Origin of the sequence: Nostoc sp. UIC 10607 (assembly GCF_047228265.1) — a bacterium.
GTDB lineage: Bacteria > Cyanobacteriota > Cyanobacteriia > Cyanobacteriales > Nostocaceae > Nostoc > Nostoc foliaceum_A.
This window is the reverse complement of the sequence record NZ_JBIQNW010000002.1, coordinates 278,468-300,042: the sequence shown is the minus strand read 5'-3', so window position 1 is coordinate 300,042 and position 21,575 is coordinate 278,468. Positions and strand designations below refer to the sequence as shown.

The window sequence follows — 21,575 nt, the reverse complement described above, 5'->3', positions numbered from 1 at the left end:
AAGATGATAAAACTTCGTTATATCTGTTTAACAGCAGCAGCAGCCGTAATAGTTACCTTGAGTTCCTGTAGTAGTACACCAACCGCCGAAAATCCATCAGCAACAGTTGCTACCCCCCAAGCTACAGAGGCAGCAAGTAATAACAGTCATAGTGGTCACGGCGGCAAAGAAAAAATTAACATTAACACTGCTATTTTGTCAGAATTGGATAAGTTTGAAGCCAAACTAGGCGTTCCGGCTTTATCGAACAAAATCCAGGCAAGTCGTCCCTATGGCAGCCCAGAAGATTTAGTTACTAAAAAAGTAATTACTCAAGAACAGTTCGACCAAATTAAAGACCAGGTTGGTGTTCAAGAAGTAGTACTTACAGGTGAGGCAAAAGATGTTGACTATATGTCTAAATTAGGCTTAATGAAAGGGCATCTTTTGGTAGCACAAGAACTGCTAGATCAGAATCAGCCGAAACAGGCAGAACCTCATATTGGACATCCAGTTGAGGAGATTTACGTTGACGTAGAAGAACAATTAAATGAGCGCAAAGTTAAAGAATTTAAGACAACATTGGTAAGTTTGCAAGATTTAGTGAAATCTAGTCCCAAGGATAGCAAAGTTAAAACTAATTTTACTTCTTCAGTGCAAGCAGTTGACGGAGCGATCGCAGCTTTGCCAGCAGAACAACGTTCAAAACCAGGATTTGTGCTACAGGTAATTAACGAACTACTAGATTCAGCTAACTCCGAATATGGCGCTGCGATCGCAGATGGTAAAATAACCGCGCCAATTGAGTATCAAGACTCTCGTGGTTTTGTCGTTTACGCCAATGATTTATACAAAGGAATTTCTAGTCAAGTAGCTCAAGCAGATCCCGAAGCACACAAAGCGATCGATACTAGTTTCGCTGAACTAATAAAAGTTTGGCCCGCCGCCATCCCACCAGCAAAAGCAGTCAAAACTCCTAATGATGTTACCAAGCTGGTGAAAACCATTGAGGAAAACTCTCAAAAAGTGGTTAATAAATCCAATACCCAAGCACAGCGATAACATTTTGATTTAATGGGAAGTATATGATAATGAGTTTAAAATAGTTAGGAGTTAAGAGTTAGGAGTTATGAATTATGAGTTATGAATTCCGAACTGTTAACTCCTAACTTCCAACTCCTCACTTCTAACTCCTAACTAATTACACTCCATTTATTACTTGAACTAACAACTGATGCAAGAACTTGACCATAAAAAGACCATTGACCTGCTGAACGCCATCATGGAATTTGAACTAGCAGGGGTAGTGCGCTATACACATTATTCTTTGATGGTCACTGGCCCTAACCGTATTCCAATCGTGGCTTTTTTCAAAGCACAGGCAAGTGAGTCTTTACTTCATGCCGAACAAGTGGGAGAAATTCTCACTGGTTTAGATGGGCATCCCTCTCTGAAAATTGCCCCAATGGAAGAAACCTACCAGCATAAAGTCAAGGATATCTTGGAAGAAAGCTTATCTCATGAAAAAAAGGCATTGGATTTGTATAAAAATCTGCTTGAAACTGTCACCAATGCCAGCATTTATCTTGAAGAATTCGCTCGCGGCATGATTGGGCAAGAAGAGATGCATAATCTCGAACTGAAAAAGATGCTACGCGATTTTAGCTAATAGTCATTAGTCATTAGTTATTGCCTAGAGACTAATTACAAAGATAGAAATCTGAACGGAGCGAAAAACCGGAGCAGAGGAAACCTCTGCTCTGGATTTTTCAATATTTGGCTTCTGACAACAATAACTTTGGGGACAAAAGACAAAGGACAAAAGATGAATTTTAGTACTGCTCTACCTACTTTTGTAATAACACTCCGAGAAGGAGTGGAAGCTGCCCTTGTTGTTGGCATCGTGCTAGCTTTGCTGAAAAAAGCTAAACAATCCCGACTCAACTCTTGGGTATATGCTGGTGTTGGCGTTGGCATTGTCGTCAGTGCTTTAATAGGTGTGCTATTCAGTTGGCTAATCCAAGTACTGGGAGCAGCGAATCCTCAATACACCACCGTAGTTGAGCCAGCGCTAGAAGGTGTGTTTGGCGTGTTAGCGATCGCAATGCTCAGTTGGATGCTAATCTGGATGACTAAACAAGCCAGATTCATGAAAGCTACAGTTGAAGGAGCAGTAACAGAAGCGCTGACACAAAACTCAAATGCTGGCTGGGGTGTTTTTACTTTAATTTTAATTGCCGTTGTCCGCGAAGGCTTTGAAACTGTTCTGTTCGTTGCTGCTAATTTTCAACAGGGATTAATGCCAGCATTGGGTGCTATCGGTGGTTTGGTAACGGCATCTGCCATTGGGGTGTTGTTATTTAAATGGGGTGTCAAAATTAACATCCGCCAGTTTTTCCAGGTAATGGGCGTTTTCTTAGTGTTGATTGTCGCTGGGTTAGTAGTTTCAGCCTTGAAACATTTTGACGAAGCTGTGGCTAACTTTGCCCTTAGCAGTCGTGCGACAGAAAGCCTTTGTTTCTATTACGAACGTTTTACTAAAGTCCACTCATGTATTTTGGGGCCAATGGTTTCAAATACTTCCACAATTTTGCCTGACGAAAAGTTTCCTGGCATTATCCTTAAATCTTTATTTGGTTACAGAGACAATCTCTATCTTGTGCAAGCAGTGGGATATGTGTCATTTTTACTCACCATTGGAGGACTATATTTCCGCAGTCTTGGAGGTGCTTCTCCTGAGAGTAAAAAAAATATCCCCTTTGCTCAAAAACCGATTAGTTCTGCAAAGGATTAAAAGCACAGTCAATTTTATATTTTTTCCTCGTTCCCAGTCTCTGACTGGGAATGCCTATCGGGAGGTTCCGCCTCCCTTATTTATCAAGGCAGAACTTGAAAACAAGATTTTAAATTATATTTATTGGGCTAAGTACCCTGTGGTACAAACAATACTTGCTTAAGCTGCTGACAAGCCTTTTCAATTGCATCTATACTACCTGGGTTCACTAGGCCAAAATAATCAAACACATAAACTCGGTTATTTTTAGTTGCTTGCAATTGCTGCCAAAAAGCTTCCTTTTTCAGCGAATCTAACAGCGCTACTTCCGAATTTCCTTGCGGGGGATTCACCAAAATTATCACCTCTGGATTTGCTTCTAAAACTTTCTCAGCCGAAAGCGTCACATAGCCACCAATTGGACTGTTTCCTTGTAAATCTGCTGCTATATTTTTCGCCTGAAATTTCGCCAGCAAATCTCCTGCCCAACTATTTTTATTAGGCGCTAAAATTGGTTGACGACTAACCAGCGCAAGAGTAGAAAAACCCTGAGTTGCTTTTTCTGGCAAGAAAGTTTTGTAACGATTTAACAAAGGCTGAGGATCAGCATCAATTGATTTAGCAAGGGTTTTAGTAAGTTCTTCTAAAGATTTCCAGTTGTTCACCTTAGTCATCAAGGTTGGAATTCCTAGTTGCTGAAGTTTTTGAATTGGGATATTAGAAAAACCTTCTGCACCAATAACTAAATCTGGTTTGAGTGCTACCACTTTTTCTAGATTTGGCGGGCTTTGCCCTTCACTAACACGGGGAATATCTTTGAATCTTGAATCATTATTAAATAATTTACTACCAGTGATTCCGACAATTTTTGTTTGATCGAGTCGAGAGATAATGTCAGCAGAAAGAGAAGAAAGAGCAACAACTCTTTTTGCTGATCCTTTTGGTAATTGCTGAGAATTTGTGTTTATCGTCTCAGTAGGCTTCGTAACTTTTATTTCTGGCTGCTGAGTGGTTGCAGTCGTGCAAGCAGCTAAAACTATACTCATCAAAAGTGCTAAAGCAGATAAAAGCCAACGACGATACATATTAAAATTCCTTCTGGGGTAAGAATGGCATAAAAAATATACTCAGCACCACATTCAAAAATAGCAAATGTAGCTGTTATTGACTCCGCTATCGTTGCGTAGATGTGTTGCCTCACCTCCTGCTTTGTTTATTGATAGTTTTAACGAAATTTAGCTATATAGCTATAAGCTTTTAAGTGGGATATCAACGAAGTCAGAGATTAAAAAGATTTGGGTAATGACAAAAGCTAAAACTCAGGGTATTCTTGGTTCAAAAATCCTACTGGTTTTGGCAGATTGTCACTAACTAAGATAGAGGCAAAATCTACCCAATAGTAGACTAAACTTACTTTGTATTCTGGTGTTTTATACTGCCCTGTATGCATTTATATCTTTATAAAAAAATCCGGCAACACAAATAGTCCTTTGGCAGTCTTGAAAAAATAGGTTTTAAAACCCTTACAACTTAACTATATAATTTGATACACGTTGCCCACAATTATCTCAGTTGGGGTCGATGATTATTGTGTCCATCTACTGGTAGGTATGTCTAACCAACCCTTGAACGTTGCAAGATCAACATTATTTTGGCGTCGCCTATTCGCTGTTGTTTTCACTAGTAGTTCATTACTCCCCAACTTTGGGAGTGAGCCAGCAAGAGCGCAAGTAACCCAGTATTGTCAGTTATCATCAGCGGCGGCGCAAGAAAAAGAAAACTTACGTTTATCAGCCCTCAAAGGCAAGCAAGATGCCCAAACCCGCTACCAAAACTTAGTCAAAAAACAGGCACAGGAATTACAGGAGTGCCGTACTCGGACTTGGCCGCAAATCCAAGCTCTCTGGTTGCGCTTGTATCCCTGTGACATTCAGCCAGGAACAATTGATCAGGTTATGGATCGGATTGTCAACCGTGGCTATAACCAAGTTTATTTAGAAGTATTTTACGACGGGCAGGTATTATTGCCAGCAACAGCTAACCCGACGGTTTGGCCTTCTGTGATTCGGACTCCAGGGGCAGAAAACGTCGATTTACTCGCCACAGCAATTCAAAAAGGTCGGCAACGCGGTTTAAAAGTTTACGCCTGGATGTTTACTACCAATTTCGGCTATACTTACGCCCAGCGCCGAGATAGAGAAAGTGCGATCGCTCGTAATGGCAAAGGTCAAACGAGCTTATATGTGGTAGATAATGGCTCTCAACTATTTATCGACCCCTACAACCTGCAAGCAAAACGCGACTATTACCAATTAGTACAAGAAGTTTTGCGCCGTCGCCCAGATGGCATTTTATTAGACTACGTGCGTTATCCGCGCCAAGCAGGAAGTGATTCCATCGCCACTAAAGTTTCAGATTTATGGCTATTTAGTCCCGCAATCCAAGAAGCTTTGTTTAAACGGGCACAGAATTACAAAGGGCTGGACTTGATTCGCCGCTTTTTGAGTAAGGGATACGTCACCCCTGGAGATATAGGGGAAGTTGATAAACTTTATCCGCAAGAAGGCGAACCCCTTTGGCAAGGACGCACTCCCTCACCAGCGCAAAAATCAATCCTGTCTGCAACCGACAGACAACCACTTTTGCAATGGGAATTGTGGCAGCTCGCCGTTGCCCACGCCATGCAAGGAATTCTAGATTTTGTCACCGTAGCCAGTTACCCAGCAAAACAGCAAGGTATTTCTACGGGAGTCGTGTTTTTCCCAGATGGAAACCAAACTGTAGGACAAGGGTATGATTCCCGTTTGCAACCTTGGGATCGCTTCCCCACTACATTGCAGTGGCATCCTATGGCTTATGGGAATTGTAATAATGTCAGTTGTATTGTGGCGCAAGTGCAGCGGGTTTTGAGCATGACAAAACCTGGTACTCAAGTGATTCCAGCTTTAGCCGGCAAATGGGGAGAATCGATTAGTAATCGTCCATCCCTAGAAGCACAAATGCAGGCACTTCGCCAATACGCCCCCCAACTGAAGGGAGTTAGCCATTTTGCCTATTCTTGGCAATATCCTCAGAATGATAATGATCGCAAATTTTGTCGCACTCGTTAAGGAGGTAGGAGGAATCCCGATAAATAATTTAAAAAGAAATGGTATGAGCGTCAATTTCGCCAATCACCCAATTGCGTCGTGAGGAAATAACGCACGTGGTCTACAAATAATGGCCCCCATTTGTGGGTGCCATGTCCCATACCAGGAACTACATAACAGTCACCATCCAGAAAGCGCCCAGCGCAAGCACGGGCATCTCGAATATTCACAATGCGATCGCTAGCGCCCACTAAAAAACGAACCCGACGCGGAGGCTGTACCCGCTCAATGTAGGTCATTGGGTTGCACGCCCAAGCATACTCATCTGGATATTTCAGATTTTTGGCTAATTGTAAAAGCTTAACTACGGGTTTGAGATTGGGTTGCACTCGTTCCAGCAATGCTTCTGCTACTCCACCTAATGGGGAAGCTGCTAAATCTGGTAAGACCAAGTAGCCCCAACTTTTGGCAAAAGACTGGAGATCGGCATGACCGATCGCACCCAGTAAACGCTCCCCAACTCCATCAGCAGTAAAGGCATAGGCGGCTTGCAAAACTCCCATACTAACGCCGAATAATGCCAGCCGACGATTACTGAGTCCATAGCGATCGCCACAAAAGTCACGGACTCTGGCAATATCAGCCGCAGTCCTGCGAAATAAGCACAGGAGTAACTTAGTGTCAAATGAGATACCCCTGTCAATTAAAGGCTTAATTTCATGGTCTGCCATAGCCGTGAAGGTACGCACCAAGCTACGCTCACCAGCCAAGGGTGTATCGAACAAAGCTACAGCTATGCCCATTTGTGTCAAGGTCGATACTATGAAGGCGTTCCAGCTATAGGGGGCGCTCATTCCTTGCAAACCAATCACTAAAGGCGTATCTTGTGCAGGTCGGTTATGTGGCAGAAAGACAGCAACCGGAAAGCCACTTAATCGTTCATCAATATCAGCTACGCCAGTATAAGAAAAAGGTTCTTGAAACCAATAACGATGACCATCTACACCGTCAAAATTAATCGCATCGGGGCCGTAGATAGGCATGGTAGATGATATAAAAGTGAACTAATCGTTAAAGACTAGCATTTTATACTTTGAATTAACTTGAAGCCAAGTCCTCTGGTGTATTACAGTTAAACAGCATTTCGGGTTCTACTAAGGGCAAAACTTCTACAGGATATTGCCGAAGCCACTGTTGAAACGATCGCCCCCCTTGGTTGATAAACTCTAGAAGTTGTGGTAAAAAGCTACGGCGATAGAAACCACATAGAGGTTCCCAGCCTTTCGGATGATGAGCTAAAGCTGCGATCGCATTATCCCCCACGCTATCAAGTCTAGTTACCCAATCTTCCAACACCTCAACCCGCAACCTCGGCAAATCACAAGCTAGCAGCAGTACCCAATCTGTTTGCACTTCAGCTAGTCCTTGGGCAAAACCAACTAGAGGCCCGTGGGCTAGAGATTCTCCAGATAAAGGCACTTCCCGAATAAACTGGCAACCAGGCAAAACCAAATGTTGATAGCGTTCTGGCCAGGGAGTGACTATATAAACAACATCAGCACAGCTTTGAGCAATGCTACAAACTCGCTGTAACAACGGCACTCCTTGAATGGGAATCAGAGCTTTATCCTGACCCATGCGAGAACTCTTACCCCCAGCTAACACAATGGCAGTTAATTCGCTTCGGATCGTCATTCTCACTTCACCTAATTCATGGTTATGCGTCTAATGTTGCCAAAATTATCCTCTATTTTGACTTTTCTGGACTTGCTGCAATAAATGCTCTACATTTGCCGCTGGTGCAAGGCACTTCAAACCTTGGCAAACTAATCCAACGCTTCCCTCCGGTAAATCAGATGTGATGGCAAACACAGCCACCGGCAGAAACTTGGGGATCAAAGAGTTTATTTGCTCAGTGGTGCTGCGAATCAAGGTAGAATTGAGATACCAATCCAAAGCTGTAAACAAGCTGGGGCAAGCTTGGGGAGCGCGATGCATTACACTCCTAAAAGCTTTCAAACCAAGTTCTGCTAAATCCAAATAATCTAGATTATCGGTGAGTAGGGCGAGACGGACAAGGTTAGCGATCGCAATTCCATTAGCTGATGGTGTGGCATTATCAGCATAACTACGCTCCCGCACAATTAAATCTTGACTAGAATCACTAGATGTGTTATTGTAACCGCCTAATTCTACATTCCAGAGAAATTCGTTGAATTCATCTTGGATAGCGATCGCTTTTTCTAACCATTGCTTATGCTCCGGGTTGGAAGCTTGTAAATCCAAGAGAGCTTTAATAAAAAAGGCGTAATCTTCAGACTGAGCTAAAACGGTGGGTTCTCCTTGATAGTTGAGTCGGTGGAAACGCCCATCGACAAACTGATTTTCCAAAATAAAATTTGCTGCTCGTGCTGCTAATTCGAGATATAACGGTTGTCGAAAAACCCCAGCAGCCCTCGCCAGCCCGGAAATCATCAAGCTGTTCCAAGCGACAATCATCTTCGTATCTGTCACTGAAGGAATCCGACCTGGCCAGTTAGCAGTTTTTGCTTCTTGGTTGTTACGAGCCGGGGGAAAAGTTTCTAGAGACTCACAACTAACGCCATAGCGAGCGTTAAACAGCTTACTTAGTGCCGTTTCCAGGGTTGCACTCAGTTGACCTGCATGGCGTCTTTGCAAGACATTACGTCCTTCAAAATTACCGTTAGGTGTCACAGTAAACTGTTCTAATTCCGTTAATTCTTCAGGTGTTAACAGTTGTTGTAGTTCGCTGTAACTCCAGACATAAAAGGCTCCTTCTTCTGGTTCTACTGCCGTGGATTCAATGAAGCTGTCGGCATCTTGAGCAGCATAGAAGTAACCTTCAGGCGCGGTCATTTCCCGCTTCAGCCATTGTACAGTACCAGTAACTGCTCTTTCAAACGCTGGTTCTTGTACTCCTGCACTCCATAAATTTGCTATATACTCCACAATCTGTCCATTATCGTAGAGCATCTTTTCAAAGTGGGGTACTGTCCAGGTAGGGTCAACAGTATAGCGATGAAAGCCACCGCCCACATGGTCATAAATGCCACCCAGCGCTAAGTCTAGTCCCCGTTGGGTACAAACTTGCTTGCCATCATATCGAGATTCAAAATTAAATCGAGTTCCCCGCAATGCTAATTCTGCATAGGGAATCATCGGAAAGCTATTGCCAGATTGACTAGAAGTAATTATACCTGTGCTGGTTTCCCAACCTTGGCGGAGTAATTCACGGTCTTCAAGCTCATTTGTTGTACCGTCTTGCAACACCGCAGACGTGAGCAGCGACTCAATAATTAAGGCTTTGCGTTGCTGTAATTCTGCTTTTTCTGTGTCGTAGTAACGGCGAAGAGCTTGCAACACCTGCAAAAATCCAGGACGACCATAGCGCGGGTCTACAGGGAAATAAGTACCAGCGTAAAACGGCACTAAATCTTCTGGGGAAAGAAATACGTTTAAAGGCCAACCCCCTTGACCACTCATCATCTGCAAAGCTTGCATATAGATGCTATCGAGGTCAGGTCTTTCTTCCCTGTCTACTTTGATAGGAAGATAATTAGCATTCATGTAGTCAGCGATCGCAATATCAGAAAAAGCCTCGCCTTCCATGACAGTACACCAATGGCAACTAGAGTAGCCAATGGAGAGAAAAATCGGTTTATTCTGCGCCCTTGCAGTTGCAAGTGCTTCGTCACACCAAGACCACCAATCAATCGGGTTTTCGGCGTGTTTGCGGAGATAGAGGCTCTTAGCTTCAGCAAGGCGATTAGTCATGATCAAATGCAAGTAGTTGCCTTCTTTGCTCAGTCTACCTGTTCCCAGGAGTGTTAGCCTAGACGGCTATGTACATAAGCAAGAAATCCTACGAGCGAATTATCCCTTGGGTAAGAGGTAGTAAGCTGATGCGCGTCTAAAGTATATAAACACTCTTGATGGTTGTTAACTGTTAACCGTCAACAGTCAACAGTTAACAACCATCAGTCATCAGTCATTAGGTAAATGTACAAATTAAATGCGTAACAGCTTACTGCATGTCTTTGATATCGCCCACACCTGTGCAATTTGTAAAATATTTTACTGAAATGAGCGCAATAGCAAGCTAACGATATTTGGTGGTGTTTCTGGCACAGGTGATGCTGCCTTTGTCTGAATCATAGTATTTGGGCTAAGTCCTGCTATCAGATGCAGCAAGAAGGTGATGATGGCGGCTTGTACAAGTTTTTCCCGCATGGCACGTCTCTCTCTGGGTGGATAGCATTGAAGTAGGACTGGTTATTCTAAATACACCTCGTACTATCGATTTACTGAATCTAACAAAAATAACTTGATAATTGCTGAGGGAAATCCTAAAAAAATGTTTAAAATGTTACTAGAAGTTAACAAAATTCCCTAAGCAAGTCTAATTCCGGTTATTGGTCTAATCACCACATCGCCAAGAAGGGTACACAGCAAAAGCCGAGGCATGAGATTGGCGATAATTGGAGTTTTTTGGTTTGTTATTCCCCACATGGGGATATTGTCTTAGACACGTTTTGCCACTAAAAAGTGCCCTTACGGGTTGAATTTCTTGCAAAAGCACCTTTTGCTCCCTTATTAGAGAAGGAAAAACGAGAAAGGTTTGATTTATCTGCTTGGGAACAGTAGAGATAAACCCCAGTTTCGTGCTGTCACCGATAAAATGTATTTAAAGTAGCCACAAACACGCTTCCATGATTCCTATCGTTATTGAACAATCGGGTCGAGGTGAACGCGCCTTTGACATCTACTCACGGCTGTTGCGTGAGCGCATCATCTTTTTGGGACAACAAGTTGACAACAACATTGCGAACTTGATTGTTGCCCAACTGCTGTATTTGGATGCCGAAGACTCGGAGAAAGACATTTATATGTACATCAATTCTCCCGGTGGTTCGGTGACGGCTGGTATGGGCATTTTTGACACTATGAAACACATTCGCCCTGATGTCTGTACAATTTGTACCGGATTGGCGGCGAGTATGGGCGCTTTCCTCCTTAGTGCTGGTGCAAAGGGTAAGCGAATGAGTCTACCTCATTCTCGGATTATGATTCATCAACCTTTAGGTGGTGCTCAAGGACAGGCGACTGATATTGAAATTCAGGCGCGGGAAATTCTCTACCACAAACGGCGGCTAAACGACTATTTAGCTGAACATACAGGTCAGCCAATTGAGCGGATTGCTGAAGATACTGAACGTGACTTCTTCATGTCGCCAGAGGAAGCCAGAGAATACGGTTTAATTGACCAAGTTATTGACCGTCACGCCGCTGGTAGCCGCCCAGCAGTTGCTGTTGTTAATTAATAGTCACGATTGGCTAATGGTGATTTACCAGTTTTAATTGCCTGAACCCCTAAAAATAACCCCTCTTCATAAGTGAAGAGGGGTTATTTTTGGAATTGGTGGCCTGCTCAAGTACTTAATACCGATTTAGTCATTAGTTCTTACAAATAACAAATGACTAATGACTAATCAAAATCCCGCTATTGGGTCTGGTTCAGATTGGAGGAATTTGAGGAATCCATGCAATTCTTCTTCGGTTAGCAAAGTGCGCCCCCGCTTGCCGTAGGTTTTAATTAGATGCTCCCGTCCCTGTTCTGGTGTCCAGCCTAAGCGCTGAAGTTCGACATCTGTTTTAGCAATTACATCCGATAAATCCACGGGTTCAGCTTTCTTCTTTCTCTTTCCTGTCGCTGGCGGGGTGGCGACATCCTCTTGAGGGCTGTAACTCCGAGGTGTAAATGGTGTGACATTATTGGCAGAAATTGCTGGAAAGGTTTGATTTTCAATCTCGTTACTAGACGTTACTTCCAAGTTTTCAACTGGAGGAGCAAATTCTAGCTCCCGGTTGGCAGTCACAGGAAAATTTTGACCTAAATCCTCGCTATAGGTATTGCTTGTACTTGCGCTTCGTGTCTCCGTTGGTATGGGAACAGCAATGCTGTTACCGTACTGTTCGTTGTTGGTTGTTACTACTTCTGGTTTAATGTTCCGTACTCTGGAAGGCGGCAAAGATATTTCTTTGTCGCTGACCACTGACCACTGACTACCAACAAAATCCTCATCTTTTACAGAGGAATAGGCAGCAGACTCATTCAATCCACTTTTGGTATTTAAGGAAGGGTTTAGGGAAGGGTTTAACTGCACTGGGGAAATTGAATTTGAGGTAAATGTCACTGATTCGGGTGGCGCATTTGTAATCCCCAAAACTATCAGCGCCCTGGTTCTGGCTTGGTCTTCTGCTGCTTCTACTGTTTCTGCTGCTGCCATACCCGTAGCACGGGTTACGCCTTCAATTTGCACGCTTGCCCGGACAATATATTTTCCTTGAAAAATTTGCACTAATTCAGAAATCAGACTGCCCTTGGGATACAAGCTCTGGAATTGAGCCAACATAATATTGCTACCAATCTAAATCTTTTTAATAACGGGGTTGATACTGCCTGTATGCTCAAGCAAGGTAAACTGCCCTTACTTTAATTTACATCTACTCGATACCCAAGATGCTTGCCAATATTGCATTTCTTCTCTACGAGACGCTACGCGAACATTTTTAATTGCTTACTATCTGTCATCAGTTTCTTGGTAGGCGGTGAGCAGGTATAACTCTCTGCTTTGGGTCATCAAGGTAATATTCTTGCTTTGCCTTTTGTCCTAATTGTAGCAGTAGCTCTTTTTTGAGGAAATTGTTTGGCTAGTGCTAACTTACCTGGGTAGTCTTGCCTGCAATGCTATACTGATTACCCAAGTCGATATCTAGAACTATTTTCTGGAAGTGCGCTCTAAATCTACAATAATGAAGATAAGGTTCGCCCTCACTGCTTATTAAGCTGCTCACCTAATTGTTACCGATTCTACATGTGGGAAAATTGGGTTCATCGGCAGTTCCTCCTAGTTAAAATCAGAGTCTAATGGCGTAAAATTACCTTCACTCTAGACAATCAAACACCTGTAGTTTCCACACCACTTGCTCCACTTGGGGAAACCCCAAGACCGCAGTGGCTCCCCTGCATAGCGCTTTTGAGCAGCATGGATTCTCTAAAACCCAGCTTCTCAAAAACCCGTCGCGTAATTACCTAGCGGGGCTAAATCTTAAATCAGGCGTGCTTTCTAAGTTTGGTTAGGTGAAGAGACTTGAACGCAGGCGAACTCTGAGAGCATGGTGCAGTGAGAAGTTCGTAGACGCCCAGAGTTGTCCGTGGGTCGGCTTCCTTTCCTTGGAACTTGGAAAGCCTTGCCTCAGGACAATTCGTTTCCAGCTTGTTTCTGTAAGCCGTGAGGGTATACAGGAAAGAACCAGATTAAACAAAAAATGATGTTTTGACCAAAGGTCGGTTCACTGCATGGAATTTTCAATCGCTACACTCCTTGCCAATTTCACCGATGATAAATTGGTAGCTCGGAAAGTTTTGGAAAAGAAACTTGGCTGTGAAGATGAAAAAAGCTTACAAAAACTTCACATTGCCTTAGATGTTCTTGAAAAAATCGGCATTTTAGTAAAAGAACGGGGCAAGTACCGCCGTGTCTCAGAAGAGGGAATAATCGAGGCAAAACTCCGTTGCTCTAGTAAAGGTTTTTGCTTTGCTATTCAAGATGTGGAAGGAGCCGAGGATATTTACATCCGCGAAAGTCATCTGAGTAATGCTTGGAATGGCGATCGCGTTTTGGTCAGAGTTCTCAAAGAAGGCAGTCGCCGTCGCTCTCCTGAAGGAGAGGTGAAGCTGATTCTAGAACGTTCCAACCACACGTTACTGGCACGAATTAAGCAGGTGGAAACTGGTTTCCGGGCTGTGCCCTTAGATGATCGATTGCTGTTTGAACTCAAGATCCAACCCAACGAAGCGAAGTTGGAAGAAGCGATCGATCATCTTGTTCATGTGGAAGTCTTGCGTTACCCGTTGGCACAATATCCTCCCCTTGGTCGAGTGGTACAAATCCTCGGCAGCGATGCCGAAGCCGCTGCTGATATAGATTTAGTTACGTGCAAACACGACCTTTCCCGGACTTTTCCCGATCATGTTCTAGAAGCAGCCACCAAGTTGCCCAAAAAGCTGCTCAAAGCAGACCTGAAAAATCGGCTAGATTTGCGTAATTTGTTTACCTTCACCATTGAAGGGGTAAATGGCGACACCAAAGTTATAGAAAACGCTTTTAGTTTAGAAAAAAACTTAGCCGGAAACTGGCTTTTGGGCGTTCATATCACTGATGTTTCTCACTATGTCCAACCTGACGAACCCCTAGATAGAGAAGCACTCAAACGGGGTAAATCAGTGTATTTAGGAGAATTGCTGTTGCCAATGTTACCGCCGACTGTAGCAGAGCGCTGTTCTTTGGTAGCTGGGAGCGATCGCTTAACTATCTCTTTTTTAATTACAATTGATCCTCAATCAGGACAAGTGTTGGAATGGGAAATTCAACCCAGTGTGATCAACGTAGAAACTGCACTGAGCACAGAACAAGCTCAAGCAATTCTTACAGGTGAAGCTCAAGATCAATCTCCACAGATTTCTCAAATACTGCAAGACCTCCAAGCCTTGCAAACAGGCGTGAAACAGGTACGGTTGAATCGTGGTAGCCTCCAGTTGAATCTGCCGCCCAGCCAAAATGCTTACTATGATGAGGGGATTCTCGGCGCTGTGGTGGTCAATGATTTACCAGTGCGATCGCTACTCACGGAGTTGGTACTGTTAGTTAATCAACTAGTAGCAACTCACTTAAATGCTCTTGGTGTTCCCGCCATCTGGCGAGTCCAAGGTACACCTGATGTTGAAGATGTCCAGGAAATGCTGAAATTGGCAGTCAATTTAGGCGTTGACCTCACACTAGATCCAGAAGTCGATATCCAACCCTTAGATTATCAACATTTGACCACAGCTTTTGCTGAATCTCCCTCTGAGCAAGTTCTTACCTACTTATTACAAGATACACTTAAGCCGTCTGCGTACAGCACCACTAAAGGTTCTCACTTTGGTCTGGCACTACCGCAATATGTCCACTTTAGCGCTCCCTTGCGGCGTTACCCAGATTTGCTGATGCAAAGAGTGTATTACACGCTACTGGAAAACGGACGCGATCGCCGCAATACCCGTGTGAGAGAGCGCGTTAACCTGCGCCACTCCTCCAGCCACGAGGAAATTAACTGGAACGTTTTACCCCCCGAATTACAACAAGAATTGCAAAGCGATTTGACTAGGGTAATTGTCCAAATCAACGACCGAGAAAAAGAAGTCCAAGAAGCTGAAGCCGATTTAGCCGGACTGCAAAAAGCCCAACTGATGAAGCAGCGCATCGGTCAGGTATTTCAAGGCGTGATTACTGGGGTTCAATCCTACGGTTTCTTTGTGGAAATTGAAGTCCCAGCCGCTGAAGTGGAATCCAGCAGTAATCCTGGTGTGCCTCTGAGGGTGGAAGGATTGGTACACGTCAGTTCTCTTAAAGACGATTGGTATGAATATCGCGCCAGACAACAGGCACTGTTTGGTCGCAAAAATCGCGCTTCTTATAGACTAGGCGATCGCGTCGCTGTACAAGTTAAAAGTGTCGATTACTACCGTCAGCAAATTGATTTGGTAACGGTCGGCAGCGATGGCGTAGCCAAAGGTTTAACTGGGAATGCTTCCAATGACGATCTTTCAGACCTCTACTTGCCAAATGATATTGAGCCTGACGATCTAGATCCCTACTCTGAGGACGAGTAAAATTAACTAAGCCCTAAGTGTCAAATAATACCAAGTCTCTAATTTTAGGCGTATCGGGCGCATCTGGTCTGATTTACGCTGTTCGCGCGATCAAATTTTTGCTAGAAGCGGATTATAGTATTGAATTGGTTGCCTCTAAATCTACTTACATGGTTTGGCAATCAGAACAGGAAATTCGGATGCCAGCAGAACCAACCGGGCAAGAGCAATTCTGGCGAGAGCAAGCTGGAGTTGCACTTTCGGGCAAACTCCGCTGTCATCCTTGGAGTGATGTTGGAGCCGGGATTGCCAGTGGTTCTTTTGCCACTCTGGGGATGATGATCATTCCATGCAGTATGAGCACAGTGGCAAAGCTAGCGGTTGGCTTGAGTTCCGATTTACTAGAACGAGCGGCGGATGTCCAACTCAAAGAAGGACGAAAGCTGGTCATTGTCCCCCGTGAAACGCCTTTTAGCCTCATCCATCTCCGTAACTTAACCTCTCTAGCAGAAGTTGGAGTGAGAATTGTCCCTGCTATTCCCGCCTGGTATCATAATCCCCAAACCATCGAGGATTTAGTTGATTTTGTAGTTGCCCGTGCTTTAGATCAACTAGATATTGACTGCATCCCAATTCAGCGGTGGCAAGGTCGTCGCTAACGCCCTCAGTGGACTCATCGAAAATTTCACAATAGTCCTAAAAGGGTAATGATAGAGATGGCTGATAGTGTCAGTAGTAAGTGAACAGTAATCAGTGAAGAATAATCAGACTGATAACTGACTACTAACTACTGACCACTGATAACTGACAACTGACAAAATTGCTATGGCTGTAATTCGCTTAATTCTATTGGTGGCGGTACTGGGAGGACTAACACTGTTGTTAGTCCAAAATTTCTCACCTGCCCTATCGCTAGTATTTTTGGGCGTGCGAACTCAACCATTACCACTAGCGATATGGATTTTGTTCAGTACTACCACTGGTGCTTTCACATCTATATTGATTGCTACCTTGTTTAACTTATCCAATTATTTTGGGGGAGGACAACGCCAAACTCCTGACCGTCGAAGCGCAACTCCGCCTCGTGCGAAGGCAAACCGTAGAGAAGAACCTACATCTCGTCCTGCCACTTCTCCACCACCAGCTAGTAAAAAAGAAGAGCCTACTAGTGATGTATTTGATGATTGGGAGACAAATGGCAGTGGAGATGATGATTGGAATTTTGATGAAAGGTCAGAGGAAGCGCCTAATCCTAATCCTCAAGCTCAACAGCCTAGAGACTCTAAAACTTATGAACGTCAATCAGAAGTTAAAAGCAGTTCTCAGTCTGGTTCAGTTTATTCCTACAGCTACCGTGAGCCAAAAAATACGGCTGCGGGAAAAACTGAATCTGTTTACGATGCTGATTATCGGGTAATCATCCCCCCTTATCAGCCGCCGGTTACCAATCAAGCTGATGATGATGATTGGGACTTTTTTGATGATGATGATGATTTTGAGGATGATGATAAACGCCCCCGTCGTTGAGATGTAGCAGGCTACGTCTCTACTTGATGCCACACCGCTCTCTAGACTCCTGCTTGACCTTACCAGTCATGGCAGCTTCCTGCAAAGTCATGAAAGCATTAAAATCTTCCAAGTCATATCGGGTAGTCAACAGTTGTCGTAGTTGATTTTCAGCTTCCACTGTCAAATAGCCAGTTGCTAAAGCTTTTTGTACAACGTCACGAATTCTATTCATAGTTGACGCCTCATTCATCCTATATTTATTCATTCAGGCTTATTGGGGTGAAATATGCAGTAGTCTTTGTGCCGAAACTTCAAAATTGCAAAGTTTTTTTGGGCGATCGCAGTAAAAAAGTCATCATTTACACCTCTATCAGAAACATTTAATTGTTTGGGGCTTGTTATAACTAGATTTTTAGAATAACTACACGGTGCTGGTAGAAACACAGTATTGTGTATACTTAAAATTAACCACCAGAGTGAAAATTCGGATTATTTAGATAGACAGAAATTGTTTGGATAAAGTTTCAAACAAGCTATATTAATTTTTTCGTTAAGCATAGCGATCGCTATGCAGCAATTACCAAGTTACTTCAGAAAATTTACTACATTCCTGAGAAATTCATCATTTATTACTGATGGTAATTTCACAGAAAAATCGTTAATCTACTGCCTAAGTTACTTTAAATACATTAACAACAGTAATAACGGCAGTTAATTCAACTCAATTAGAAGATGAATTTGTAGAATTTAAAAATAATTGAAAGTTAGAAAAGTTATACGTAAATTTGATATTGGCACAGGGAAAAGCCTCATTATCCATTGAAAATAAATTACTCAAAGGTTTACTTTACGCTTCTAACTATGCGGAAATTGCTAATGGAGTTTATCGAAGCCGTAGTAGCAGTACCGTTAGAGTTTTTCTTTGTAATCAATTATATAAATACATAGAATAAATGCTGAGTAACCAGGCAGAATACTCAGTAAAATAAAAAACTGGAGCTGTATGACGCGTTTGCTAGCAAAAGCAGAATCGAAAATATCAGCTAATTGGCGATTGCTTTTCTAGAACATCGGTTGAATACGCAGGTATGAGTCGTTGAGTTTATAATTGGAAACTGTGACTCAGCACGGGCTAAACGCCCCACTACCGCTAACAGAACTCATAATTGGAGCGAAGCAACTGGTGAGCAGCTTATTACAAGGAGTCAACCTTTACTTAATTGGGATGATGGGCGTTGGTAAGACGACAATAGGGCGCTTACTGGCAAAGGAACTGGGTTATGGGTTTGTAGATACCGATGATGTCATTTCCCAAGCAACAGGTAAATCTATCAATCAGTTATTTGCAGAAGTTGGGGAAGCAGGGTTTCGCAAGCTAGAAAGTGATGTGCTTTCACAAGTCTGTGCTTTTACAAAGTTGACTATAGCAACCGGTGGAGGCATTGTACTGCGGCGAGAAAATTGGGGTTACTTGCACCACGGTTTGATAGTGTGGCTAGATGCGCCAGTGGAGCTAATTTATAACCGTTTAGCTGAGGATAGCACAAGACCACTGCTGCAAGATGTTGATCCTAAAGGTAAATTGCGATCGCTCCTCGAACAACGAACACCACTTTACTCGCAAGCCGATTTGCACATCACCGAGCAAGAGGGAGAAACGCCTGAAGAGGTTGCCAAGAGAATACTTGAGGCAATTCCTAACGTTCTTAAACCACAAGTTTCTCATTAAGAAGACTCAAGTTACCAAATTTTAGCCATCCGTAAGACAAATCCTGGTAATTCTGGAGTGCCGATTTGCCAGATGGTGAACTCGTAACAGAACCAAACAGCTATGACTGATCAGTACAAACATACTCGACTTTAACATTAGAGATTGTGACGAGTTACAAAGTCTTCTACACTGACTGAAATAGGTTTTAACTCTCAACGGCGGCTCCTCATGACGGTCAACGATTCTGAATACATCAGGCAAGCTGAAGCCACTCGTGTGCGTGTACTAAGCGAAGCACTACCTTATATTCAACAATTCGCCGGTCGCACTGTTGTTGTCAAATATGGTGGCGCAGCTATGAAAGATAGCACACTCAAAGACAAAGTTATCCGCGACATTGTATTCTTATCCTGCGTGGGCTTGCGTCCGATTGTAGTACACGGCGGCGGCCCAGAAATTAACAGCTGGTTAGATAAGCTGGGAATCGAACCACAATTTAAGAATGGTCTGCGAGTCACTGATGCCGCCACAATGGATGTGGTGGAAATGGTTTTAGTTGGTCGAGTTAACAAAGAAATTGTCGCGCTAATTAACCAAGCTGGTGGATTGGCTGTAGGACTTTGCGGTAAAGACGGTAATCTATTTACAGCCCGTCCTCAAGGTCAAGAAGGCATCGGTTTTGTGGGGGAAGTCAGCAATGTGAATATCAAGATTTTGGACACCCTCGCTAGCAATGGCTATATTCCGGTAGTGTCCAGCGTAGCCGCAGACGAGACAGGGCAAGCTTATAACATTAACGCCGATACTGTAGCTGGAGAAATCGCTGCTGCACTAGGAGCAGAAAAATTAATTTTACTGACCGACACCAGTGGAATTTTAAAAGATTACAAAGACCAATCTACTTTGATTCCAAAAGTAGATATCCGCGAAGCCCGCGAGTTGATTGCCAATGGTATAGTCAGTGGTGGGATGATCCCTAAAGTGAATTGTTGTGTGCGATCGCTTGCTCAAGGAGTTCGTGCAGCACACATCATCGATGGTCGCATTCCTCACGCCCTGTTATTAGAAATCTTTACTGACGTTGGGATTGGGACAATGATTCTCGGTTCGCAGTTTACTTCGTAAGAGTTAGGAGTAGAGACGCGATTAATCGCGTCTCTACAGGAATTATCCTAGTCTGCTCCCTACTCCTCACTTTACCGAGGATAGGTAATAATAACCCGCGATTGCCCACCGCTAAATGGTGTACTACGCCATGAATTGTTGATAATGACAGGATTAACTACGGTTGAGTCTCGAATTGTTGGATTAATCAGTGTGGAATTTCTCACGTTTTGCCTTACCTGGGGATAGGAATAATCGGGGTAATTATTGCGTTGTGGCATCAGTCCCGTTGCTGGGTCTACAGGCATAGGTGTGGGAATCGGACTACCATAAATAAAGGAACCGACAGCAGGCGATCGCCTGATTCCATAACCACCGTCAATTAGTATCACACGCTGGGCAGCAGCTGGAGCAATGGTTGCACCCATCACTGCTAAAGTCATGCCTGCTAAGAGCCAATTCAGTTGCGAATGCTTGATTTTCAACATATTTTGCTCACCTGCATTTGATACCAGAGTTTTTAATCAGAAAATTATTGCAGCTACTTAGTTAAAATTTTAGAAGTTTATTTATTTTCAGATTGCCAGCTTCTGAAAAGATTCCAAAAAGATTGCTGGCATTGGCAAAATTAAAACAGTGCTGATTTTTTATAGAAGACGTGAGTACAGAAAGTTTAGAAATTGCTAAAACCCGCTACCAGGCTGGGAAAGTTGCCTTTGAAAATGGGCAATACCGCGAAGCCATAGAAAATTTAGAAAAGGCCAGCGCCCTGTTAGCTCGTAATACTCGCCTTGGGGGCGAAGTAGAAATTTATCTGGTGACAGCTTATGAAGCTGCTGGACGCACCGATGATGCGATCGCTCTTTGCGAAAGACTCAAACGCCATGCCCATTTTGAAATTAGCAAACAAGCGCGACGGATGCTTTACATTTTAAAAGCACCAAAGCTGAAAAGACCCAGCGAGTGGATGACCCAAATCCCCGATTTGGGCGCACTATCTGATAATGAACTCAAAATTTCTGTACCTGCTAAACCTACTAAATCTTCTGTCCAGCAGAAGCCTAAACCTACAGAACCAGAATTCGTAGACCTCAGTCAGGTCAATACTAAAGATAATCGCTTTATCTGGGTGGCGCTAATTGCCATTGGTTTAACCATTTCATACTTGGTTTGGTTGAATTTCTCAGGAACCCCAAACTGATACCAACTTACATTGGATTAACGTGAGCTTCCACCGAACGGCATTCGTTATGCCTTAAGAGAAACAATCTAGTTTTCTAGGAGTTCGACGAGTTGAAAAAAGGTGCTAAAGAGGGCTGAGACTTGAGTTAATGTGAGTTTGATGAACCTCACCTAAGAGCCTTTATTACTACATAACAGATGAGGAAAGAGCAACAAAAATCAGGCTTTTATTGCCTTTTCCTATTCAGTGTGAAGTACTTAATCACTATCAGATAAATCAAGATGATACTTTTGGCAATATAAATTATAAAATATTTATATAAGCTTCATAATTGGATGGCTGTACACATACGGTGAAATGCCGCAAGTACTTGTATTCAAGCAGTACAAAGGGTTAGTAATTTTATTTACCAGTATTTTTTTTTAAAAGTTTTTAAAGCTGCTGCAAATTAGCCAAAAAACTATGGCAGAATTACTCTATAACATTTCTGGCAATTTTCCATCTAATCCAAA

Annotated in this window: 19 protein-coding genes; 11 read left to right on the top strand and 8 right to left on the bottom strand. The window is 43.2% G+C overall.

The window, feature by feature from the left end:
- The first annotated feature begins 3 nt into the window (after positions 1 to 3).
- The 3 genes from ACEYW6_RS03465 to ACEYW6_RS03455 all read left to right on the top strand — a co-directional run bounded on the left by ACEYW6_RS03465 (position 4) and on the right by ACEYW6_RS03455 (position 2,773).
- Entirely contained in the window at positions 4 to 1,041 is a 1,038-nt protein-coding gene (locus ACEYW6_RS03465) for a helix-hairpin-helix domain-containing protein (RefSeq protein WP_412978629.1), read from the top strand.
- 172 nt (positions 1,042 to 1,213) lie between these two features.
- Positions 1,214 to 1,648, top strand: coding sequence for a ferritin-like domain-containing protein (locus tag ACEYW6_RS03460; protein ID WP_190899961.1), 435 nt, complete (start codon positions 1,214 to 1,216; stop codon positions 1,646 to 1,648).
- 156 nt (positions 1,649 to 1,804) lie between these two features.
- A complete protein-coding gene (locus ACEYW6_RS03455) occupies positions 1,805 to 2,773 on the top strand; it encodes an FTR1 family iron permease (RefSeq protein ID WP_412978628.1) in 969 nt (322 codons plus the stop codon).
- A gap of 128 nt (positions 2,774 to 2,901) precedes the next feature.
- On the opposite strand, the gene ACEYW6_RS03450 is transcribed toward ACEYW6_RS03455, so the two are convergent.
- The gene (locus ACEYW6_RS03450) at positions 2,902 to 3,837 is read right to left on the bottom strand and encodes an ABC transporter substrate-binding protein (protein WP_412978627.1); all 936 of its coding nucleotides are present in this window, start codon (positions 3,835 to 3,837) and stop codon (positions 2,902 to 2,904) included.
- A gap of 525 nt (positions 3,838 to 4,362) precedes the next feature.
- Here ACEYW6_RS03450 and ACEYW6_RS03445 point away from each other — a divergent pair.
- Positions 4,363 to 5,862, top strand: coding sequence for a family 10 glycosylhydrolase (locus ACEYW6_RS03445; RefSeq protein WP_412978626.1), 1,500 nt, complete (start codon positions 4,363 to 4,365; stop codon positions 5,860 to 5,862).
- 50 nt (positions 5,863 to 5,912) lie between these two features.
- Here the strand turns inward: ACEYW6_RS03445 and ACEYW6_RS03440 are convergent, their stop codons facing one another.
- The 4 genes from ACEYW6_RS03440 to ACEYW6_RS03425 all read right to left on the bottom strand — a co-directional run bounded on the left by ACEYW6_RS03440 (position 5,913) and on the right by ACEYW6_RS03425 (position 10,092).
- Entirely contained in the window at positions 5,913 to 6,884 is a 972-nt protein-coding gene (locus ACEYW6_RS03440; protein WP_412978625.1) for an alpha/beta hydrolase, read from the bottom strand.
- Between the two features lie 55 nt (positions 6,885 to 6,939).
- On the bottom strand, positions 6,940 to 7,536 hold the full coding sequence (locus ACEYW6_RS03435) for a molybdenum cofactor guanylyltransferase (protein WP_412978624.1): 597 nt from the start codon (positions 7,534 to 7,536) through the stop codon (positions 6,940 to 6,942).
- A 45-nt stretch (positions 7,537 to 7,581) separates the two neighbouring features.
- Positions 7,582 to 9,636 (bottom strand): thioredoxin domain-containing protein, encoded by a 2,055-nt coding sequence (locus ACEYW6_RS03430; protein WP_412978623.1) that lies wholly within the window; start codon positions 9,634 to 9,636, stop codon positions 7,582 to 7,584.
- Positions 9,637 to 9,936: 300 nt separating this feature from the next.
- Positions 9,937 to 10,092, bottom strand: coding sequence for a hypothetical protein (locus ACEYW6_RS03425; protein ID WP_196512431.1), 156 nt, complete (start codon positions 10,090 to 10,092; stop codon positions 9,937 to 9,939).
- A gap of 479 nt (positions 10,093 to 10,571) precedes the next feature.
- On the opposite strand from ACEYW6_RS03425, the gene clpP reads away from it, so the two are divergent.
- Positions 10,572 to 11,183, top strand: a complete 612-nt coding sequence (gene clpP, locus ACEYW6_RS03420; RefSeq protein WP_190895034.1) for an ATP-dependent Clp endopeptidase proteolytic subunit ClpP — start codon at positions 10,572 to 10,574, stop codon at positions 11,181 to 11,183.
- A 168-nt stretch (positions 11,184 to 11,351) separates the two neighbouring features.
- Here the strand turns inward: clpP and ACEYW6_RS03415 are convergent, their stop codons facing one another.
- Positions 11,352 to 12,275 carry a hypothetical protein gene (locus ACEYW6_RS03415; RefSeq protein WP_412978622.1) on the bottom strand — a complete coding sequence of 308 codons (924 nt, stop codon included), beginning with the start codon at positions 12,273 to 12,275 and terminating at the stop codon, positions 11,352 to 11,354.
- Between the two features lie 947 nt (positions 12,276 to 13,222).
- Here ACEYW6_RS03415 and ACEYW6_RS03410 point away from each other — a divergent pair.
- The 3 genes from ACEYW6_RS03410 (at position 13,223) to ACEYW6_RS03400 (ending at position 17,083) form a co-directional block, all read left to right on the top strand.
- The gene (locus ACEYW6_RS03410; protein WP_412978621.1) at positions 13,223 to 15,577 is read left to right on the top strand and encodes a ribonuclease R family protein; all 2,355 of its coding nucleotides are present in this window, start codon (positions 13,223 to 13,225) and stop codon (positions 15,575 to 15,577) included.
- Between the two features lie 17 nt (positions 15,578 to 15,594).
- Entirely contained in the window at positions 15,595 to 16,215 is a 621-nt protein-coding gene (locus ACEYW6_RS03405; RefSeq protein WP_412978620.1) for a flavin prenyltransferase UbiX, read from the top strand.
- A 166-nt stretch (positions 16,216 to 16,381) separates the two neighbouring features.
- Positions 16,382 to 17,083: a LapA family protein gene (locus ACEYW6_RS03400; protein ID WP_412978619.1), complete on the top strand. Its 702-nt coding sequence runs from the start codon at positions 16,382 to 16,384 to the stop codon at positions 17,081 to 17,083.
- Positions 17,084 to 17,102: 19 nt separating this feature from the next.
- Here ACEYW6_RS03400 and ACEYW6_RS03395 read toward each other — a convergent pair whose 3' ends face one another.
- On the bottom strand, positions 17,103 to 17,297 hold the full coding sequence (locus tag ACEYW6_RS03395) for a hypothetical protein (RefSeq protein ID WP_190895038.1): 195 nt from the start codon (positions 17,295 to 17,297) through the stop codon (positions 17,103 to 17,105).
- 951 nt (positions 17,298 to 18,248) lie between these two features.
- Between ACEYW6_RS03395 and ACEYW6_RS03390 the strand changes: the two genes are divergently transcribed.
- Complete coding sequence (locus ACEYW6_RS03390; RefSeq protein WP_412978656.1) at positions 18,249 to 18,794, top strand: shikimate kinase; 546 nt, start codon at positions 18,249 to 18,251, stop codon at positions 18,792 to 18,794.
- Between the two features lie 210 nt (positions 18,795 to 19,004).
- Positions 19,005 to 19,901 (top strand): acetylglutamate kinase, encoded by an 897-nt coding sequence (gene argB / locus ACEYW6_RS03385; RefSeq protein ID WP_190895039.1) that lies wholly within the window; start codon positions 19,005 to 19,007, stop codon positions 19,899 to 19,901.
- 71 nt (positions 19,902 to 19,972) lie between these two features.
- On the opposite strand, the gene ACEYW6_RS03380 is transcribed toward argB, so the two are convergent.
- Positions 19,973 to 20,368 (bottom strand): hypothetical protein, encoded by a 396-nt coding sequence (locus ACEYW6_RS03380; protein ID WP_412978618.1) that lies wholly within the window; start codon positions 20,366 to 20,368, stop codon positions 19,973 to 19,975.
- 170 nt (positions 20,369 to 20,538) lie between these two features.
- On the opposite strand from ACEYW6_RS03380, the gene ACEYW6_RS03375 reads away from it, so the two are divergent.
- Positions 20,539 to 21,081, top strand: a complete 543-nt coding sequence (locus tag ACEYW6_RS03375) for a tetratricopeptide repeat protein (RefSeq protein WP_412978617.1) — start codon at positions 20,539 to 20,541, stop codon at positions 21,079 to 21,081.
- The last annotated feature ends 494 nt before the right edge of the window (positions 21,082 to 21,575 follow it).

Excerpts from the sequence above, each read along its gene's own strand:
- ACEYW6_RS03465 (WP_412978629.1), top strand. The coding sequence starts at position 4 with ATGATAAAACTTCGTTATATCTGTTTAACAGCAGCAGCAGCCGTAATA.
- ACEYW6_RS03460 (WP_190899961.1), top strand. The coding sequence starts at position 1,214 with ATGCAAGAACTTGACCATAAAAAGACCATTGACCTGCTGAACGCCATC.
- ACEYW6_RS03455 (WP_412978628.1), top strand. The coding sequence starts at position 1,805 with ATGAATTTTAGTACTGCTCTACCTACTTTTGTAATAACACTCCGAGAA.
- ACEYW6_RS03450 (WP_412978627.1), bottom strand. The coding sequence starts at position 3,837 with ATGTATCGTCGTTGGCTTTTATCTGCTTTAGCACTTTTGATGAGTATA.
- ACEYW6_RS03445 (WP_412978626.1), top strand. The coding sequence starts at position 4,363 with ATGTCTAACCAACCCTTGAACGTTGCAAGATCAACATTATTTTGGCGT.
- ACEYW6_RS03440 (WP_412978625.1), bottom strand. The coding sequence starts at position 6,884 with ATGCCTATCTACGGCCCCGATGCGATTAATTTTGACGGTGTAGATGGT.
- ACEYW6_RS03435 (WP_412978624.1), bottom strand. The coding sequence starts at position 7,536 with ATGACGATCCGAAGCGAATTAACTGCCATTGTGTTAGCTGGGGGTAAG.
- ACEYW6_RS03430 (WP_412978623.1), bottom strand. The coding sequence starts at position 9,636 with ATGACTAATCGCCTTGCTGAAGCTAAGAGCCTCTATCTCCGCAAACAC.
- ACEYW6_RS03425 (WP_196512431.1), bottom strand. The coding sequence starts at position 10,092 with ATGCGGGAAAAACTTGTACAAGCCGCCATCATCACCTTCTTGCTGCAT.
- clpP (WP_190895034.1), top strand. The coding sequence starts at position 10,572 with ATGATTCCTATCGTTATTGAACAATCGGGTCGAGGTGAACGCGCCTTT.
- ACEYW6_RS03415 (WP_412978622.1), bottom strand. The coding sequence starts at position 12,275 with ATGTTGGCTCAATTCCAGAGCTTGTATCCCAAGGGCAGTCTGATTTCT.
- ACEYW6_RS03410 (WP_412978621.1), top strand. The coding sequence starts at position 13,223 with ATGGAATTTTCAATCGCTACACTCCTTGCCAATTTCACCGATGATAAA.
- ACEYW6_RS03400 (WP_412978619.1), top strand. The coding sequence starts at position 16,382 with ATGGCTGTAATTCGCTTAATTCTATTGGTGGCGGTACTGGGAGGACTA.
- ACEYW6_RS03395 (WP_190895038.1), bottom strand. The coding sequence starts at position 17,297 with ATGAATAGAATTCGTGACGTTGTACAAAAAGCTTTAGCAACTGGCTAT.
- argB (WP_190895039.1), top strand. The coding sequence starts at position 19,005 with ATGACGGTCAACGATTCTGAATACATCAGGCAAGCTGAAGCCACTCGT.
- ACEYW6_RS03380 (WP_412978618.1), bottom strand. The coding sequence starts at position 20,368 with ATGTTGAAAATCAAGCATTCGCAACTGAATTGGCTCTTAGCAGGCATG.